Annotated in this window: 16 protein-coding genes; 2 read left to right on the top strand and 14 right to left on the bottom strand. The window is 61.0% G+C overall.

Annotated elements, in window-relative coordinates:
• The first annotated feature begins 143 nt into the window (after window positions 1–143).
• Window positions 144–536 (top strand): tautomerase family protein, encoded by a 393-nt coding sequence (locus ASG35_RS16065; protein WP_056359242.1) that lies wholly within the window; start codon window positions 144–146, stop codon window positions 534–536.
• Here the strand turns inward: ASG35_RS16065 and ASG35_RS16060 are convergent, their stop codons facing one another.
• Window positions 537–1193 (bottom strand): ProQ/FinO family protein, encoded by a 657-nt coding sequence (locus tag ASG35_RS16060; protein ID WP_056359239.1) that lies wholly within the window; start codon window positions 1191–1193, stop codon window positions 537–539.
• Window positions 1194–1337: 144 nt separating this feature from the next.
• Here ASG35_RS16060 and ASG35_RS16055 point away from each other — a divergent pair, with 144 nt between their 5' ends.
• Window positions 1338–2030, top strand: a complete 693-nt coding sequence (locus ASG35_RS16055; protein WP_056359236.1) for an HAD family hydrolase — start codon at window positions 1338–1340, stop codon at window positions 2028–2030.
• An 18-nt stretch (window positions 2031–2048) separates the two neighbouring features.
• Here the strand turns inward: ASG35_RS16055 and ASG35_RS16050 are convergent, their stop codons facing one another.
• The 13 genes from ASG35_RS16050 to ASG35_RS15990 form a co-directional block, all read right to left on the bottom strand.
• Complete coding sequence (locus tag ASG35_RS16050; RefSeq protein ID WP_056359233.1) at window positions 2049–2996, bottom strand: Dyp-type peroxidase; 948 nt, start codon at window positions 2994–2996, stop codon at window positions 2049–2051.
• Between the two features lie 166 nt (window positions 2997–3162).
• Window positions 3163–3666, bottom strand: coding sequence for a DoxX family protein (locus tag ASG35_RS16045; protein ID WP_056359230.1), 504 nt, complete (start codon window positions 3664–3666; stop codon window positions 3163–3165).
• Entirely contained in the window at window positions 3659–4459 is an 801-nt protein-coding gene (locus ASG35_RS16040; protein WP_056359227.1) for an HvfC/BufC N-terminal domain-containing protein, read from the bottom strand. The genes ASG35_RS16045 and ASG35_RS16040 overlap by 8 nt, the downstream gene beginning before the upstream one ends.
• Window positions 4449–5396: an MNIO family bufferin maturase gene (gene bufB, locus ASG35_RS16035; RefSeq protein ID WP_082508413.1), complete on the bottom strand. Its 948-nt coding sequence runs from the start codon at window positions 5394–5396 to the stop codon at window positions 4449–4451. Before bufB ends, ASG35_RS16040 begins: the two co-directional genes overlap by 11 nt.
• A 30-nt stretch (window positions 5397–5426) precedes the next feature.
• Window positions 5427–5738 carry a BufA1 family periplasmic bufferin-type metallophore gene (locus ASG35_RS16030; protein WP_056359217.1) on the bottom strand — a complete coding sequence of 104 codons (312 nt, stop codon included), beginning with the start codon at window positions 5736–5738 and terminating at the stop codon, window positions 5427–5429.
• A 201-nt stretch (window positions 5739–5939) separates the two neighbouring features.
• Window positions 5940–6839, bottom strand: a complete 900-nt coding sequence (locus tag ASG35_RS16025) for an SDR family oxidoreductase (protein ID WP_056359216.1) — start codon at window positions 6837–6839, stop codon at window positions 5940–5942.
• A gap of 118 nt (window positions 6840–6957) precedes the next feature.
• Complete coding sequence (locus ASG35_RS16020; RefSeq protein WP_056359214.1) at window positions 6958–7677, bottom strand: hypothetical protein; 720 nt, start codon at window positions 7675–7677, stop codon at window positions 6958–6960.
• 138 nt (window positions 7678–7815) lie between these two features.
• Window positions 7816–8958 carry an ACT domain-containing protein gene (locus tag ASG35_RS16015; protein ID WP_056359212.1) on the bottom strand — a complete coding sequence of 381 codons (1143 nt, stop codon included), beginning with the start codon at window positions 8956–8958 and terminating at the stop codon, window positions 7816–7818.
• A 146-nt stretch (window positions 8959–9104) separates the two neighbouring features.
• Window positions 9105–10274 (bottom strand): zinc-dependent alcohol dehydrogenase, encoded by a 1170-nt coding sequence (locus ASG35_RS16010; RefSeq protein ID WP_056359210.1) that lies wholly within the window; start codon window positions 10272–10274, stop codon window positions 9105–9107.
• 104 nt (window positions 10275–10378) lie between these two features.
• Entirely contained in the window at window positions 10379–11266 is an 888-nt protein-coding gene (locus tag ASG35_RS16005; protein WP_056359209.1) for an alpha/beta fold hydrolase, read from the bottom strand.
• Between the two features lie 170 nt (window positions 11267–11436).
• Window positions 11437–13752: an NfrA family protein gene (locus ASG35_RS16000; protein WP_156393190.1), complete on the bottom strand. Its 2316-nt coding sequence runs from the start codon at window positions 13750–13752 to the stop codon at window positions 11437–11439.
• Between the two features lie 116 nt (window positions 13753–13868).
• On the bottom strand, window positions 13869–14729 hold the full coding sequence (locus tag ASG35_RS15995) for a hypothetical protein (RefSeq protein WP_082508412.1): 861 nt from the start codon (window positions 14727–14729) through the stop codon (window positions 13869–13871).
• Window positions 14726–16849, bottom strand: a complete 2124-nt coding sequence (locus ASG35_RS15990; RefSeq protein ID WP_056359206.1) for a glycosyl transferase family protein — start codon at window positions 16847–16849, stop codon at window positions 14726–14728. Before ASG35_RS15990 ends, ASG35_RS15995 begins: the two co-directional genes overlap by 4 nt.
• Window positions 16850–16853 lie beyond the last annotated feature (4 nt).

The following is a 16853-nucleotide window of genomic DNA, read 5'->3' as shown; positions in this document are numbered from 1 at the left end:
GACATCGGGTTGGAACGCGAATTAAACCGCGCTACAAGACGGCTTCTGAAAGGCTCTCCGTTTCTGTCGAAAATTTGGAGTTGCCGCATAATCCATGCGAGCAACAGCCTTCACCACGCATTCGATAAACGTAAGGAGCCGATATGCCGTTAGTCAGAATCAACGTCTCGAAAGACGCCTCCGCTGAAAGCGTTCAAGCCATCAGCGACGTCATTTACGAATCCATGCTCGCCGTCGCGAACGTTCCGGCGAACGACAAGTTCCAGATCATCACGCGCCACGCGCCGGGCGAACTCATATATCCCGCGGAAGGATATATGGGCATCGATTATTCGCCGGGTATCGTTTTCATTCAGGTGACGTGGAACGCGGGACGTTCGATCGATGTGAAAAAGGCCTTCTACAAAGCGGTTGCAGAAGGCATTCACAAAAGGGCGGGGGTGCGGATCGAGGACGTGTGGATCAATCTGATCGATGTCCAGCGCGAAAACTGGTCATTCGGGAACGGCGAAATGCAGTACGCGCCGGCCGATTGATCAGGATTCGTTGGGCTCGGAAGTCGCGGCCTGCGCCGGTTCTGCAGGCGCGGCCGGCGATTCCGAAGTCGCAGCAGTTGCCGGAGTCGCCGGAGTCGCCGTCTGCGCTTTAGCCGCGACGCGGGCCACCCGCGCTTCTTCGAGCTTCTGCGCGCGAACCGCATCTTCCGGCGATACACGTCCGGCCTCGGCGCCTGCCAGATCGACGCGGATGGCGTCGGCGGTCATCGCGCTCCAATAACGGCTGCCGCGGCACCAGACCTTGATTGCATCGCGCAATTCCGGCTGAGTCAGCTTCAACTCGGCGATATGCGGAATCAGGTCCTCAAAAATGCCGATCTTGAGCGGAACCTTGGGCGCCGGATTCTTCGGGAATGCTTCAGGGAAGCGTTTTTGCAGCCTGCCGATATGCACCACGACCGGATCGACGGGTTTCGCGTTGACGGGCGGTTTCGGCCTGGGCGCAGCCTTCGGTGCCGGATTTGCGGACTTTGGGTTGGGTCGGACTTTGGCCCGGTTATCAGGCCTGGCGTCGGCAGCCGGTTTCCCTTTCGAAACGGCAGCGGGCGCCCGGTTGCGGTCTGCGGGCGCGGGAGCCTTCGTCTTAGCCGATTTTGAAAGCTGATCCCTGAGTTTTGCTAGCTGTTCGAATCCCATTACGTCCGTCCGGGCAAAAAGAACAGGAATTGTAGCAGTCCCGCGACCAGCAGGCGCGAGCGCCCGCTAGCCACACCTTGCGCCCGAGCCGCGTGCTCTGTGCGGTATCCTTGCCCGTTCTGCGGACCCACACTTTTATCGCCCATGTCCAAGCTTCCTTTCGATGCCGTCCTCTTTGACTGCGACGGCGTGCTCGTCGATTCCGAACTCATCACCAATCGCGTCCTCAGCGAAATGCTGGGCGAACTGGGATGGCATGTGAGCGTCGAGGAAACGATGCGGATTTTTATTGGCAAGGCCGTGAAAGACGAGGCGCCCCTGATCGAAGCGCGTACCGGCGTGCCGCTCACGGAAGAGTGGCTCGTGCAGTTTCGCGAACGGCGCAACCTGGCGCTCGAACGCGGACTGGTCGCCATCGACGGCGCGCTCTCGGCTGTTCAAACGCTGCACCACGCATTCGGTGGCCGCATTGCAGTCGCCTCGGGCGCCGACCGCTTCAAGGTCGAGATGCAGTTGACGAAAGTAGGCATGATCGATTACTTCGATGGCCGGGTTTTCAGCGGCCATGAAATGGCGCACACCAAACCATATCCCGATGTATATCTGGCCGCGGCCAAGGCGCTGGGCGTCGATCCGGCGCGTTGCGCGATCGTCGAGGATACCGTCACGGGCGCGACGGCCGGCGTGGCCGCGGGCGCCACGGTGTTTGGCTACAGCCCGCGCGAGGACGGCCATAGCGAGCCGGAAGCGCTTCGCCAGGTGGGCGTGGCGCACGTCTTCCGTGACATGGCCGGCTTGCCTGCATTGCTCGCCCAATGGCCAAGCCGGGCGGCCTGATTTTGCAGTGCCCGCAAGTCAGGGCTTGCGGTCTGCAAGTTCTTCGAGCAGATCAGCCGATGGCACGAAGAACAAGCCGCCCGTGACCGCGCGGCTGTAGTCCAGAAGCCGGTCGTAGTTGCCAGGCGGACGGCCGACAAACATGTTCTCCAGCATTTGCTCGATAGGCTCGGGCGAACTCGCGTACCCGATGAAATACGTGCCGAACTCGCCCGCGCCGGGACGCCCGAACGCCATGTTGTGACGCAGGATCTTCACTTCCTGGCCGTCCTTTTCGATGGTCGTCAACGAGCTGTGCGACGACGAGGGTTTCACCGACTCGTCGAGCTCGACATCCGACAATTTCTTTCGTCCGATGATCCTCTCCTGTGCCTCGACCGGCAGCGATTCCCACGCCGTCATGTCGTGCAGGTATTTCTGCACCATCACATAACTACCGCCGGCAAAATCGCGATCCTGATCGCGGATCACGACAAAATCGAAAGCTTCGTGGCCTCGCGGGTTCTCGGTGCCATCGACGAAACCCACCATGTCGCGCAAGTCGAAATAACGGAAACCGTGCACTTCGTCGACGACTGAAACGGCAGTGCTCAAACGCGCCATCAGTTGCGAGGCGAGCTCGAAACACAGGTCCATGTGATCCGCGCGGATGTGCAGCAGCAGGTCGCCCGGCGTGCCGACAGCGCGGCGGTTGCCGTCGCCGAACTCTCGGAACGGATGCAGGTTGGCCGGTCGCGGCGCGCCGAAAAGCGTATCCCAGACGCCGGCTCCGAAGCCGGCCACGCACGACAGTTCGCCCGTCGGTGCGCGCGTGCCGACCGCACGGACCAGCGCCGCAACGTCGCCGCACAACGAGCGCACGGTGTCGGCGTTTTTAGCGCCGGGCGAGAGCGTGGCGACGATGAAAATCGCGCTGCGGGTAACGGGATTGCATACGGCTTGCGGTTCTGGCGTGTCGGTCGGCATGGAAGGCGGATCTCGGCGCATGGAGGATTCCGGCGAGTTGGTATCGTCGCCGCTGGAAACCTCGGGGTTTCGGGGAGTGGTTTTCGATCGTCCCGCCAAGATTAACGAATTCCTTTAATCGACGCGAGACTTGCCGCCGCGGACTTCCCCGAGCCCAAGCGTGTGCTCAGGACCTAAACGACTTGTCACCCAGCAGATAATCGATGGAAATCCGGCCCGGTCCCCACGCGGCAATCGCAAGCGCCATGGCGAGCCATGTCAGGTGGATCGGCCAGCCTTCCGGCACCGTCAACTCGATGATGCACGTCATCAGTATCAAACCGAGTGCGGCGAAGCGCGTGCCGAATCCAAGCACGAGTAGCACCGGAAACATCACTTCACCGCAACCTGACAGGAAAGCAAAAACCGCAGGATGAGGAAATGCGTATGGACCGCCGGGGAGATGCAGCTTGAACTCTTCGGTGAACAGATCGATGGCGGTGTCGTTGAGTTGAAGGAATCCGTGCCACTTGAGAATGCCCGACTTGTAGAACGGCACGGCGAGCGCCAGCCGCAGCACGAGTTGAACGAGCCAGGGTTGCGCGAGCCGCTCGACCAGCCGCCGGACCGCGCTAATCGCCGAAACAACCGTGGTGGGGAAGGGAAGTGTTGCATCGTGTCGATCAGACATGGTGTTGGTCTCCAGGTTGAATGGCGGTGAATACGCCGGCCGAAATCATTCCTGCCAGGTTGGCGTGGATATCGAAGGCGGGGGCTTCATCGAACGCGGCCGCGATTGCGTTGCCGAGCGACGCGCCATCGAGAAGACGGATCAGGAAAGCCGCGCCGCCCGCCGGAAGGCGCGAGACGATCACGGCCTGATCCGGTCGCGTGACGAGTGCATCCTCGGAATCGCTCGAACAAAGCGGGGAAACGGGGCCGTCGGCGCGGTTCATCGCGAAGATCGAAACGGCGGGGTAAGCCGAGCGAACAATCCGCGTGGCGGGATGCGCTTCGAAACGCGCATCGGCGAGCAATGCCGGGTCAATCGATGCCAGCGCCTCGGTTGCAAGCACGACCGCATCGGCCGCGTGATACGCGTCGAGCCACGCACGCTCGATACGCGCCGTGTCCGCGAGCCACGGCATGTCGCGCGCGTACTCGTATGTTTCGATGAACGCCGGGAAGTCTCGTCCATACTCGAACAACAACGGAGAAGCAGGCGGCGTTTCGCGGACGTGGAAACGCGCCATCGCCCTGAAAAATTCGATGCCGGTAATGCGCTGGACCGCTGGATAGATCGCGGCGAGTGCATCGATCAGACTGACCGTGACGTTGTTGCGATACACGTTGTAGCGTTGGATCACGCCCTTGCCATGTGCCGCGACCACATCTCGCGGCGCGACGATCGCCGGGTCCGTGAGTCCCGGCGCAAACATGGACGCGTACTCGTTCGCGCGTTTCTGACTCTTCTCAGCACGCATGACTGACCTCCCGGACATCCAGCATGGTGCTTTCGTCCATCACTCGTCGCGCGATCAGCGCCTCTTCGCGCAACACGGACCAGCCGGGAAGCTTGCTGTCCCATTCGATCAACGTGGGCACCGGTCCAGTTTGCGACACGACATCGGCGTAAAGCTTCCATACCGGATCGGCGATAGCGCGATCGTGGCTATCTATGAGCAGCAGTTCGTGCTCGTCGTCTTCCTGCTCGCTGTGTCCCGCGAGATGGATTTCGCCGACGCGTTCAAGCGGAAAGTCAGCCAGATACGCCGACGCCGAAAAGCCGTGATTGTTCGCCGATACAAATACGTTGTTGATATCGAGCAGCAAGCCGCAACCCGTGCGCTGCGCGACTGCGCGGAGGAATCCCGTCTCGCTCATGGTCGATGAAGCGAAGGCCACGTACGTCGATGGATTCTCGAGCAGGATTGGACGTTTGATCGTTTCCTGAACCTGATCGATGTGCGAGCACACCTTGTCGAGCGTCTGCCTGGTGTACGGCAGCGGCAAGAGATCATTGAAGAACGACCCGCCATGCGACGACCACGCCAGATGCTCGGAAACCATCGCGGGTTCGTATCGGCTGACGACGTCGCGAAAACGCGCGAGATGGACATCGTCAAGCGCATCCGGACCGCCAATGGACATGCACACGCCGTGAATGGAAACCGGGTAGTTCTCGCGAATCGCTGCAAGCATCCGATGCGGCGGACCGCCCGCGCCCATGTAGTTTTCGGCGTGGACTTCGAAGAAAACTTCCTTCAATTCATCTGCGAGGATCGCAGAAAGATGTTCATGCTTGAAACTCGTGCCAGTCAGCTTCCGGGCGTTCGGCGACTCGTGAGGGAAGCGGCCTGCACGTTGCGTGGCATCAGATGACGCATGAAGCACCGCGCTGGTTTTCGTGGAATCGTCCATGACCGCTCCCGTTGTTTATCGTTCGCGGGATCAGGACTTCATCGGTGTCAGGGAGCCGTGATCGCCACCCGGAACCTGGATGCTCGTGCACGTTCCGCCTTGTACGAACTTCCAGGAGTTGTGCTGGAAATCCATCGTGGATGTACCTTGGCATGTTGTGCCGGGACCGGCGGCGCAGTCGTTTTGCCCCTTCAGCGCAACGCCGTAGCACTTCTCTTTATGAGCCGCGATGGCAGCGCTTTCTTCGCCCTTCGTAAGCGGCGCGGCCTGAGCAACCGATGCGAGCAGGCTCGCAACAACGCCAGCGAGAAGGGAGGCGCTAACAGTGGTTTTTGCGGACATTTGAATCTCTCCAGTGGTTGAGGTAGACGGTACCCGTGGCGGGTACGCTATCTATTTCGCCAAGTGTCGAGATCCGGTTACAGCGGGTTTGAATTTTTTGGTTGTTTAGTTTTCTGCTTTGGCTGCGCGAGACGATCTTCGATGAAAAAAGGGCCGTCTGTCGGGACGGCCTTTGCTGGTTCAATCAGCACTAAGCAACGCTCAAGGCAAGTGATTGCCACCCGTCACGCCGTAGATTTCACCGGTCGTATAGCTCGATTCCTGCGATGCCAGCAGCACATAAACCGGCGCCAGTTCCGCGGGCTGGCCGGGACGTTTCATTGGCGTTTCGGAACCGAACGTAACTATCTTTTCCTGTGGCTGCCCGCCGCTCGGCTGCAACGGTGTCCAGACCGGTCCCGGCGCAACCGCATTCACACGAATGCCCTTGCCGGCGACCTGCTTGGCCAGCGCGTGCGTAAATGCGGTAATGGCGGCTTTCGATGACGCATAGTCGAGCAGGCTCGGGCTCGGCTGATAGCTTTGAATAGATGTGGTGTTGATGATCGTCGCGCCCGGCGGCATGTGCGGCAGTGCGGCCTTGCAAAGCCAGAACATGGCGAGGACGTTGGTGCGCAACGTGGCTTCGAATTGCTCGGTGCTCAGTTCGGCGATGTCTTCAACCGCTGTTTGCTTGCCCGCGACGTTCACGAGGATATCGATCCCGCCCAACTGTTCAGTCGTCTGCGAAACCAGCGATTTGCAGAACGCCTCGCTGCCGATATCGCCTGGAAGTGGAACCGCCTTGCGTCCGGCTTGTTCGATAAGACTCACGACTTCGCGTGCGTCTTCTTCTTCGCTCGGCAAGTAGTTGAGAACAATATCGGCGCCTTCCCGCGCGAACGCGATTGCAACCGCGCGGCCAATGCCGCTGTCTGCGCCGGTGATGAGCGCACGCCGTCCGACAAGCCTGCCGAAACCCTTGTAGCTGGTTTCACCGTGATCGGGCCGGGGGTTCATGTCGGCGGTGAGTCCGGGGGCGGATTGCGGCTGTTTATCGAATTCAGGTTGCGGATATTGCTTGGTAGGGTCCTGCATTGCGTATTGATTTCCGGTGCTCATGCGCGCTCCTTGGCGAATTGATAAACGAGTAGTCGTCGGCCAAGAGGACAGCAATGCACGTTCCATGCGAAGAAAAGCCGAAGCGAATGCTTCGGCTTTCAACAAAAAAACCCGGAACTTACAGCGGGCCGGTGCCCGGACGCACTACGCGGCTACGCGCGGAGATCGCATCGTTGCCTAATGCCGAGCCGCCTACATCTTCAAACGGCGGCTGATGACGAAATCCCGCGCCGCCCGAAACAATGGCGATAATCGCGCCTACAACGAGCGCGGCAAACGAGAACCAGCTTGCGCGAGCGACACCGCGCGCGGCGGTATCGGCTGCCTGTCTGGCATCTTGTTCAGCTTCGGGGCTCGATGCAGCCGATGCCACCGATGCAACCGCGGCCTGCAGCTGCTGCTTGGCCGAATTCATCATGGACGGGTCCGCGTTCGCCTGGTTCGCGGCTGTCGCACCAACTTGCGCGCTCGTGGCCGCAACGCTGCCAACGGTGCTCACCGCGCTTCCGATCACCGAAGCCATGCCGAAGACAATCAGCAGCGTCATCACTGCCCAGGAGAGCAGGCCGTGCAACCAGCCGAGCACGGGCGCGCATCGGCCAGCGAAATAAGAGCCGATAAACACAGCAAGCACCGTAGTGACGATCACCCAGACGCCGGAGCCGAAACCGAATCCGTGCGTAGGATTAGGCTGGGACAACGGAGACAGGAGCGAAGCGCCTATTGCCGCGCCGAGCACGCTCATGATGAGATAGACGATGGACGAGAGAATCACGCCGGCGATTACTGAACCCCATGAAAGGCGCGGCAGGCCGTCTTGAGTAGTAAGCAGTTTCATAAGTTTTCCTGATTGAACGGAAGCCGAAGCCATTGGAGATTGTGTCCATGTATTTGCGCGCGGTCGCGTGCCCCATCATGGAGCAAACGCCGTGCCGCATGCTTCGGAAATCCTGCGTCAACAGGATGAAACCCAGGATCAGGCGCTGCCTTCCCCTAGCGCCATGTCGGCCAGCATGTCGGCGGCCAGCGATTCAAGCAGCGTTCGGAGTTCATCGATCGATAAGGTTCCAGGAACCGCAAGCACCGCCTTGACGTTGAACTGATGTGGCCGCTCGGTCTCGTGCGTGAGTTCCGTGCCCAGTTCTTCGATGCTGATGTCGTGCGCCGACAGACTCGCCGACAGATCCTGCACGATCCCCGGACGATCGGCAGCGCTCAACTCGAGCGATACACGGCGCCGCCCAAGGCCGAGCGGCGGCAGGTCGCTGCGCGCGATCACCACGCGCAATCCAGCGCTCTCCAGATCGCGCAATGCGGTGGTAAGCGCGTCGGCGTGACGCTGCGCAACATCGAACTGGACCATCCCTGCAAACTGGCTGCCGATACTCGCCATGCGGCTGCCGGTCCAGTTCGCGCCGAACGCTCGCGCGCGTTCCGACAGCAGATTGACTATGCCCGGACGATCCGCGCCGATCGCGGTGACAACCAGCGTTGCAATCGGCCCCGGCGATTCTTCGACAAGATCGATGCGCCGGCGGATGATCGGCGCGCGCGTCGCAAATTGTTCGTCCTGAGCGTTTGCCGGCAACTCGCCATGTTCGCGCGCGTGATGCGCTACGCGCAGCAGCAACGCAAGACCCATTGGCGCCAGTGCGCGTTCCCAGAGTTCCCGCGCGGTTTCGCCCTTTCTGACAAAGCACCAGTCCTGCGCGGCGATCGCGCCGGCATCCCAGCCATGAGAGAGGTGATAGATCGAACCGCCCGCAATCGGGTCGCCTTCCAGAATGGTCCACTCGACCGCTGCAATGCCTCGATGACGCGGCAGCAGCGAAGGGTGATACCCCACGCCGCCGAGGCGCGAGCGTGCCAAAGCCTCGTCGCTCACGCGCGCATGCGTGTGGGCAGCGATGATCAGGCCGGTATCTTCGGGAATGGCGCTGGCATCGATAAACTTTGGATTTTCGTGGATCACCGTCGGCAATCCGGCTGCACGGGCAGCCACGGCCAGGCGATCATCGGCGGCAGGCGCTACTACACCGGCAATCTCGATACCTTCAGCCCGGAAGGCTTCCAGCACCGAGGCGCCGAAATAACGCGATCCCACGATCGTGCATTTCATTCAGCTGACTCCCATGCAACATGGTTGATTGTGCGCGGGCGGCCGGCTGAGCCGGCTCCGCATTTTTTAAACAAAGTCCACATTGTCATACGAACAGCTGCTCGAATCCACAACGGCGCAAACCCGTAGGCGCGAGCGGAAAGTCCTTACGGTTTAATGACTACCTTGATACAACCGTCTTCCTTGTCGCGGAAAGTCTTGTACATGCCGGGACCTTCTTCCATTGAAACCGTATGCGTAATCACGAAGGACGGATCGATCTGGCCTTCCTGAATCCGGTTGAGCAAGTCGTCGGTCCAGCGCTTCACATGGGTCTGCCCCATCTTCCACGTCAGGCCCTTGTTCATCGATGCACCGAAGGGAATCTTGTCGATCAAGCCGCCATAAACGCCCGGCACGGACAGGATGCCCGCTGGACGGCAAACATAGATCATTTCGCGCAACACATGAGGACGATCCGACTCCAGCATGACCGCCTGCTTGACACGGTCGTACATGGCATCGAAAGAACGGGTCGCGTGAGATTCCATGCCGACTGCATCGATGCACTTTTCAGGACCCTTGCCGTTGGTCAAGTCCTTTAGCCGGTCGAGCACGCTTTCTTCGTCGAAGTTGATGGTGATCGCGCCACCTGCCTTCGCCATTGCCAGGCGTTCAGGCACCCGATCGATCACCACAACCTGTTTTGCGCCCAGCAGCACGGCGCTGCGAATCGCCATCTGGCCGACAGGACCCGCGCCCCAGATTGCGACCGTGTCGTCGGGCTGGATATCGCAGTTGACGGCCGCTTGCCAGCCGGTCGGGAAGATGTCGCCGAGGAAAAGTACCTGCTCGTCGGTCAGGCCGTCGGGAATCTTGACGTGCGTGGTGTCCGCCATGGGAACGCGTACGTATTCGGCTTGCCCGCCCGCATATCCGCCGGTTAAATGCGAGTAACCGAACAGCCCGGCAGTCGTGTGGCCGAACATCTTGTCTGCCTTGTCCTTATTGCGGTTGCTGCGCTCGCAGACGGAGAAATTGCCGCGTTTGCACTGATCGCAATCGCCGCAGAAGATCGTGAAAGGAACGACAACCCGATCGCCAACTTTGAGCGCCTTGTTGTCTTTTCCAACTTCGACGACCTCACCCATAAACTCATGGCCCAGGATGTCGCCGCTTTCCATGGTCGGCATGAAGCCGTCGAAAAGGTGCAGGTCGGAGCCGCAGATTGCGCACGACGACATCTTGATGATCGCGTCGCGCCCTTCTTCTATGACCGGGTCGGGAACCGTGTCACATCGAACATCGTGTTTTCCATGCCAACGCAGCGCTCTCATTTGCAACTCCTGAATATTCGTGAGCCGGGATCCGCGAACACACCATGCGACGTTTTCACGCCCGGCACGATAACTCAGCAATACCTATACCTTCGGGCCGGCAATCACCACGATCCGACTTCGAGAATCGCAGCGGCAAACACGTCAGGCGCTTCCTGCGGCAGGTTGTGACCGGCGTTGGGAACCACGCGGTTCTCGTGACGGCCCGTGAACCGCTTCAAGCCGGCCTGACCGCCTCCCGGAGGACTGACACCATCGGCGTCTCCTTGCAAAGTGATTGCAGGCACCGTGATCGGCGGCGAGGCGGCCAGGCGGCGCTCCATGTCATCGAACTGTGGATCGCCATCGACCAGTCCATAGCGATGCCGGTACGAGTGGATAACGACATCGACGAAATCCGGGTTGTCGAACGCGGCGGCCGAACGCGCGTACGTGTCGTCGTTGAAATGCCAGGTGGGCGACCATAACGACCATAAAAGCCGGCAGAACTCGCGCCGGTTTTCGGTCAGCCCGGCACGCCCGCGCTCACCGTGAAAATAATACTGATACCAGAGCCGATACTCCTTCTCCGGACTTTCCGGCTGCCCGGCGATGGCCAGGTTCTGGATGTTGTAACCGTTCACTGAAACCAGGCCCCGGGCTCGCGAGGGGTAGAGCGCCGCCACGATACACGCCGCCCGACCGCCCCAGTCATAGCCGCCCAAAACGGCTTGCTCAATATGAAGTGCATCGAGCAAGGCCAGCAGATCGGCCGCAAGCGCTGCTTGCTGGCCCGACCGAACCGTCGCCGCGTCAAGGAAGCGCGTGGGACCGTAGCCGCGAAGATAGGGCGAGAAGACTCGCGCGCCCTGTGCTGTGAGTCGGGGCGCGACGTCGTCGTAGGCGTGGATATCGTAAGGGAAGCCGTGCAGCAAAACGACCGGCCGTCCATTCGGATCGCCTTGTTCGTCATACGCGATATCGAGCAAGCCGGTTGCGATGTTTTTCAGCATGACGCTGTCCTCAGGATGGTTTGTATCGGAGGGATTCGCTTTATGCGCCGAGGAAGGATATCGAGCACCCGGCCGGCGGGCAATCCAGATAAATTCGGAGTTCGCGTTAGATTAACTTTCGCGATCGACGGCATGGAAAGGGCGATGTTGCCCCGATCCGCAGCTTCATTTCAGTAGCTGAAGCTGGCGTTGAAAAACACGCCTTTCGCCCGGTCATCGCCGACAATCTTCAGCCGGTATTGCAGCGAGAAGTCCACGAACGAGCGCGGCGCGTGATACGTGTCCTCACGGAACCAGTAACGCAAGTTCAAGCCGACGCCCGCGCCCATCGACGCGCGATTGTTGATCTGCGTGTTGTAGTCGCCGCCGAGCACCGCGTACGGGAACGCGACCAGATGTGGATCGATGGCATCGAGCCGATAGCTTCGTCCAAGCTCGCCGGTGAAGGTTGCATAGTTGTCCGGATGCGTCACGTAGTGGCCGCCTTCCGCGTAAAGCTGGCCGGTCCACCAACTCGGCGTGTCCACACGCAAATCGGTGCCGAACCCGTTCGAATACGCGATACGTCCAAGCCAGTCCGGCTGCACGGCGCTGCCAAGCGGCACGATGCGCTCGAACGCGAACACCAGGTTCTGGCTCGCGAACGGCCTGGCGCGCACGCCCAGCGCGCCTTCCAGACTCGGCGTGCCCGTGGTGTTGCCCGCCTTCGAATAGAGCGTCTCGTAGGCGCGCGCGTAGAGCTCGACGATGTGTCCATCGAGATATCCGAAAGGGCGCCAGTACGCTTCGGCGCCGGCTTGCACGCTTTTATCGCCGGTGCTTCCGGGACTGGCCACGAAGGTAGTCTGGTCGCCTGTTGGTCGATATCCCACCGACGCATTGACGCCCCAGGTCCGGTCGACTTCGGACATCGTGCGCCGCGTTTCATAGGCTTGTTGCGGCGGCAGTGAAATGTCGCCGTTGTTGTTCGCATCGATTCCACGCCGGAAATATCCGGCCGCCTCGGGCGTCGCGCCCGCGTTCAGATTGGCATAACCCGCGTCGAGCAGGCTGGACGGCGGTAATTCCTGGTTGCGGTCGGCCTCGTTGTAATAGCGCGCGGCAAGCGCCGGCTGTCCTGCATTCGACGCAAAATACGCCGCGTTCACGCTCGGCAACACATCGATCATGCCGCTTTGGATCAGGTTCGACGCTTCCTGTCTGGACTCGGCTTCATCGCCGTTCGATGCCAACGCCTGGATCAGCAGCAAGCGATGCACGGGATCATCGGGCGCGATCCGCACGGCCTCGCGCGCCTGGACCACCGCGAGCGCGTAGTCGTGCTGGTCGTAGGCGCGCGCCGCCGCGGCGTATTGCGCGTAGGCGGGATCGAACGGATGAAGCGTGCAGAGGATGCCCGAATCGATGCGCACGCAGTCGAGCAACGGCAGCGGCAAGTCGCCCGAACCGGTTGCTGCAACCGACGACGATAACGCGCGCCGCGCTTTTTGACGGCGTACGTTGATCATCAGGTCGGTGGCGTCGCCATTGGGCTCGAGACCGTTCAACGCATCGAGCGCACGTTGGGGATCGCCGGTTGCAAGCGCCATGTCCGCGATCACGATCCGGCCGTTGCGGCTTTCCTGTTGCGTTTCATCCTGCAGCCGCAGCGCTTCCGAGAAATCCGCACGCGATGCTTCATGCCTGCCGAGCCGTTCGCGGATCGCGCCGCGTAGCAACATCGGCGTGAGAGCGGATGGATTCGCGGATATGGCGTCGGTTGCGGCTTGTTCGGCTTCATCGAAACGATTGGCTTGCATCAATGCATCGATCAACAATTCACGCGCACCCGGTACATCCGGCGCATAACCAATCGCGGCGCGGGCGCGTTCTATTGCAGTTTGCGTATCGCCACGCTTGAGCGCGTCATAAGCTTCCGATGCCGCCACCGGCCCAAGCCGCGCACCAATAAAACCGCGACGCGCACGCAGCCCTTCGTTGTCTCCGCTGCGCTGCGTTTCCGCGATGACCGCGTTGTATGCATCCAGATCGCGGCCTTCGGCGGTCAATGCATCGATCACGAGAAGTTGCAGCGGCATGACATCCGGCCGCACGGCAAGCACCTCGTTTGCCGATGTCATCGCATTTTCATATTCATGCTTCGCATACGCCCGATACGCGCGCTCGGCCGTCTTCGCCAACTCGCCGGTCAGCGCGTTCGGATCGGCCCGGCCATTCCCGCCGCCGGCGATGATCGCGAGCAACGCACTGCGACGGGCGCGCAACGAGGGATCGGGGCCGAGGTCCCTGATTGCTGCATCGATTGCGCGCACCGCCCCGCGCCGGTCGCCTTGTGCTTCGAGCGCGCTCGCAAGCAGCAGGCGCAGCGAGATCACATCGGGGCGTTGCCGGATGGCTTCGCGTGCATAACCCACACTCGCTTGGTAACGATGGCTGTCGTAGCTGCCGTACGCCTGCCGCGCGACCTTGTAAGCGCTTCCGGTCAAAGGCAGCGGCAAAGTTTGATCAGCGTGCGACGCGGCGGAATATGAGCATAAAAGCGCGACGCCGAGAACGGAAGCTTGCACACGTTTGGGAAGCGGACTACGAAGCGGATTGATATTCACTGCAGAAGGCTGTTCACGAGTTGAGGCGGCACGTAGTGAGGTCCATCGAAAAGATAGGTTCGATAACCGCGATAGGCGTCGAGCTGCGAGCGAAGTTCCTGCGCCGTTGCCGATCGGAACGACGCTCCCGGCGCGAGCCGGAAAGCCTCCGCAATGATCCGCACGCGCTCGAGTCCGAACTTCGCGCTGAGGGCGTCGGCATAGGTCCGGGCAACGCCTGGTTCGCGCGCGTACACGCCCACGCCGTCCTGCAGCAACACGCCGACATCGTTTGGAAGCCAGGTCGAAAGCCAGTCCGCCAACGCCGCGCCGCCAATGTTGCCGCGGTCATAAACGCTGATCCATAACGGCCGCGGCAGGCGTGCGAGCAACGGCGCGAGGGAGTGCGCGTCCTGCCAGCTCGGATCGACTTCGACCGGGAAATACCATCCTTCAATATTCAGTCGCGGCGCCGCGCGCACGAGTTCGAGTGACTGGTCGACAAGCAGCGCGACGTTGGCGCGCGCGGCGTTTTCGTCGAAACGGCCAGCCAATCCAACGAGGACATGCTTCGCCCACGGTTCTTGCGCAACGCGGTTCCAGTCGGGCAAACGCGGCGCCACGGGAATATGCGTTCCGGCCACGTACGCGGTGTTATCGACCGCGGTCCATTGCAGCAGCAGGTCAGTGACGCCAAGGCGATTCCATTCCCCGTATGCGTTGGCGTGCGTATTGTCGAGTTGCCATGCAACGCCCTGGACAAGCGGCGTTGACTGGCAACCCGCGAGTCCCAGCACCAGCAGTCCGGCAGCGCTGCCGAGCAGGAAAACACGGCGGCCCGGTTTCAAGGCGAAGCCGACGGAACCATTGCCGCTCATGTATGCTGCCCCGCTTCACGCGTGCTGATCTGTCTCTGCACGGCATCGCTCAACGCTCTCGCCGAGATCGCGCCGTACGCGACCATGAATTCGCCGATCCGGCCATCGCGTTCCGGCCTGTACACCTTCAGCGCCTGATTGAAACTCTCGCGCGTGATGTAGCCCATCTGGATCAGCAAATCGCCGAGAAGCGGCACGTTTGTTTCGTTCGGCTCGAGGGCGTTGTCGGCGCCGCGCAAGAACCGGAAGCCGGTCGCGATTTCGCTTTCCCGCACGATCCGCTGGGTGACCGGCGCGCCGGCGACACGTTCGATTTCCTTGAGGGCATCGTCCGCGATCGGGCTTGCCGCCAGCACGATCCGGCGGCCCGCATGGTCCGTGCCTTGCGGCAGGACGCGGTATCGAATGGCATGTTCGAGCGGCACGTGTTCCTGGCCTTCGTTGAGCAGAGAAGGGTCCAGCGTTGCGCGCTGCAACTCCGATTGAAACGAAAGCGCTTCGGCAAGCGTTTCTTCATCCAGCCAGCCGCGCGCAATCAGCACGCGGCCAAGCGGCGCTTCGCTCGCGAGCTCGTCTTCCATTGCGGTCTTGAGTTGTTCCTCGTTGATTGCCTGCCACGAGACGAGCAGTTCGCCAAGCCGTTGACGACGTTTTTCGGAGAGACCTGCCGCCGATGGAAAGTCGTGCATGGTCTTGTCCCACGCGAGCCGTTTCCCCGTAACCAGATGCGATGCGAACAACCGCCATGCCCGCGATACCGCCAGAAAGTTGATGAAGTTCGCGACGACCATGCGTGGAATGGAGACAATGCCCTGCTCCCATCCGTAGAGCCGCGAGACGAAATACACGCGTTGCACGACGCGCAAAAATACAGCGATTGCGTTCAGCACGAGCACGGCATTCATCCACGCCGAATCCACGAACGGCGAAGGCAACAGGTCGCTTGTGAGCCCGAGCGAGGCCGCGCCCATGAACGCGATGAACTGCAGCACGAGAACGTAAGCCAGCATGCCCACGAACGATGTCACCACGCCCTTGCGATCGCGAAACAGCAAATAGCGATTGGCAAGCGAGCCGCTCCAGCCGGTCTGCTGCCAGCCCTGCATGCCGATCCCGAGCACCCAGCGCGCACGTTGCCTGTAAGCGGTGCGAACCGTATCGGGGAAAAATTCGCGCACGGAAAGCGGCACCGTCACGGTTACTTCGCGATCGTCGCCCAAGCCGAAAACGCTCTTGCGGCGCGTGAGGTACTGCACGGGAAACACCGCGAAAATCGATTCCATGCCGAGCTTCAGCAAACGCGCGCCGACGTCGTAGTCTTCGGTGAGGGAATCGGTATTGAACGGCTGGTTCTTCGTGGTTTCGACAAGCGCGAGCATCGCCCGCCGCGAGAAGCACGTGCCCACGCCCGCGGACGGCACGCTGCCCGTCATGCTCTCGCGGACCACGAGATCCTTTGCGTGCCACTCGGCGAATTCATCCATGTAAGTGCCTGCGACCAGCTCGTACCAGTGCCGCTCGAGCGACGCCACCGGCAACTGGATCATGTCCTTGCGCGGCAGGAGAAAGTTGAAGAACTTCAGCTCCAGCGAATGCAGCACATCTTCGCTGTCATGCAGGACAAAACCCGCGAATTCCAGATCCGCGTTGCGTTCATGCTGAAACGCCGCCTGCACGACCCAGTTCAGGCAATCGGCCTTGCAGGTCGGGCCCTCGTGCGGCACTTCCACGCGATGCAACTGCTTGTAGCGCATCCGCATGCGTTCGACTTCGGCGATGGTCGCGGCATCGTTCACGTACGTTCCCACGAAGATCGCGTAGTTCCGGTAATCGAGCACACGCACGGCGTCTTCGAGCATTGCCGCGATCACGCCGTATTCGTGCCAGGCGGGAATCATGATGGCAATGGGCTGTTCCGCGCGCTCCTGCAATTGCGCTGCCTTCAGCGGCGTATATCCGCGCTTGACCGTAAGCGCGCGAACCAAACGCCGGACCCAGTAATACGCGTCGATAAACAGATCGTCTGCGCTCGAAACCAGGATGATCACGGCGATCACGCCCGCGCAATATTGCAGCGTGTAGTAATACTGTTGCGCGTAATAACCGGCGTGCAGGTCCATGACA

This window comes from Burkholderia sp. Leaf177 (assembly GCF_001424345.1).
Taxonomy (GTDB): domain Bacteria; phylum Pseudomonadota; class Gammaproteobacteria; order Burkholderiales; family Burkholderiaceae; genus Caballeronia.
The sequence above is the reverse complement of the archived record's forward strand: the minus strand, read 5'-3'. Positions and strand labels throughout refer to the sequence as shown.

Coding starts and splice junctions, on each gene's coding strand:
- ASG35_RS16065 (WP_056359242.1), top strand. CDS start 144: ATGCCGTTAGTCAGAATCAACGTCTCGAAAGACGCCTCCGCTGAAAGC.
- ASG35_RS16060 (WP_056359239.1), bottom strand. CDS start 1,193: ATGGGATTCGAACAGCTAGCAAAACTCAGGGATCAGCTTTCAAAATCG.
- ASG35_RS16055 (WP_056359236.1), top strand. CDS start 1,338: ATGTCCAAGCTTCCTTTCGATGCCGTCCTCTTTGACTGCGACGGCGTG.
- ASG35_RS16050 (WP_056359233.1), bottom strand. CDS start 2,996: ATGCCGACCGACACGCCAGAACCGCAAGCCGTATGCAATCCCGTTACC.
- ASG35_RS16045 (WP_056359230.1), bottom strand. CDS start 3,666: ATGTCTGATCGACACGATGCAACACTTCCCTTCCCCACCACGGTTGTT.
- ASG35_RS16040 (WP_056359227.1), bottom strand. CDS start 4,459: ATGCGTGCTGAGAAGAGTCAGAAACGCGCGAACGAGTACGCGTCCATG.
- bufB (WP_082508413.1), bottom strand. CDS start 5,396: ATGGACGATTCCACGAAAACCAGCGCGGTGCTTCATGCGTCATCTGAT.
- ASG35_RS16030 (WP_056359217.1), bottom strand. CDS start 5,738: ATGTCCGCAAAAACCACTGTTAGCGCCTCCCTTCTCGCTGGCGTTGTT.
- ASG35_RS16025 (WP_056359216.1), bottom strand. CDS start 6,839: ATGAGCACCGGAAATCAATACGCAATGCAGGACCCTACCAAGCAATAT.
- ASG35_RS16020 (WP_056359214.1), bottom strand. CDS start 7,677: ATGAAACTGCTTACTACTCAAGACGGCCTGCCGCGCCTTTCATGGGGT.
- ASG35_RS16015 (WP_056359212.1), bottom strand. CDS start 8,958: ATGAAATGCACGATCGTGGGATCGCGTTATTTCGGCGCCTCGGTGCTG.
- ASG35_RS16010 (WP_056359210.1), bottom strand. CDS start 10,274: ATGAGAGCGCTGCGTTGGCATGGAAAACACGATGTTCGATGTGACACG.
- ASG35_RS16005 (WP_056359209.1), bottom strand. CDS start 11,266: ATGCTGAAAAACATCGCAACCGGCTTGCTCGATATCGCGTATGACGAA.
- ASG35_RS15995 (WP_082508412.1), bottom strand. CDS start 14,729: ATGAGCGGCAATGGTTCCGTCGGCTTCGCCTTGAAACCGGGCCGCCGT.
- ASG35_RS15990 (WP_056359206.1), bottom strand. CDS start 16,849: ATGGACCTGCACGCCGGTTATTACGCGCAACAGTATTACTACACGCTG.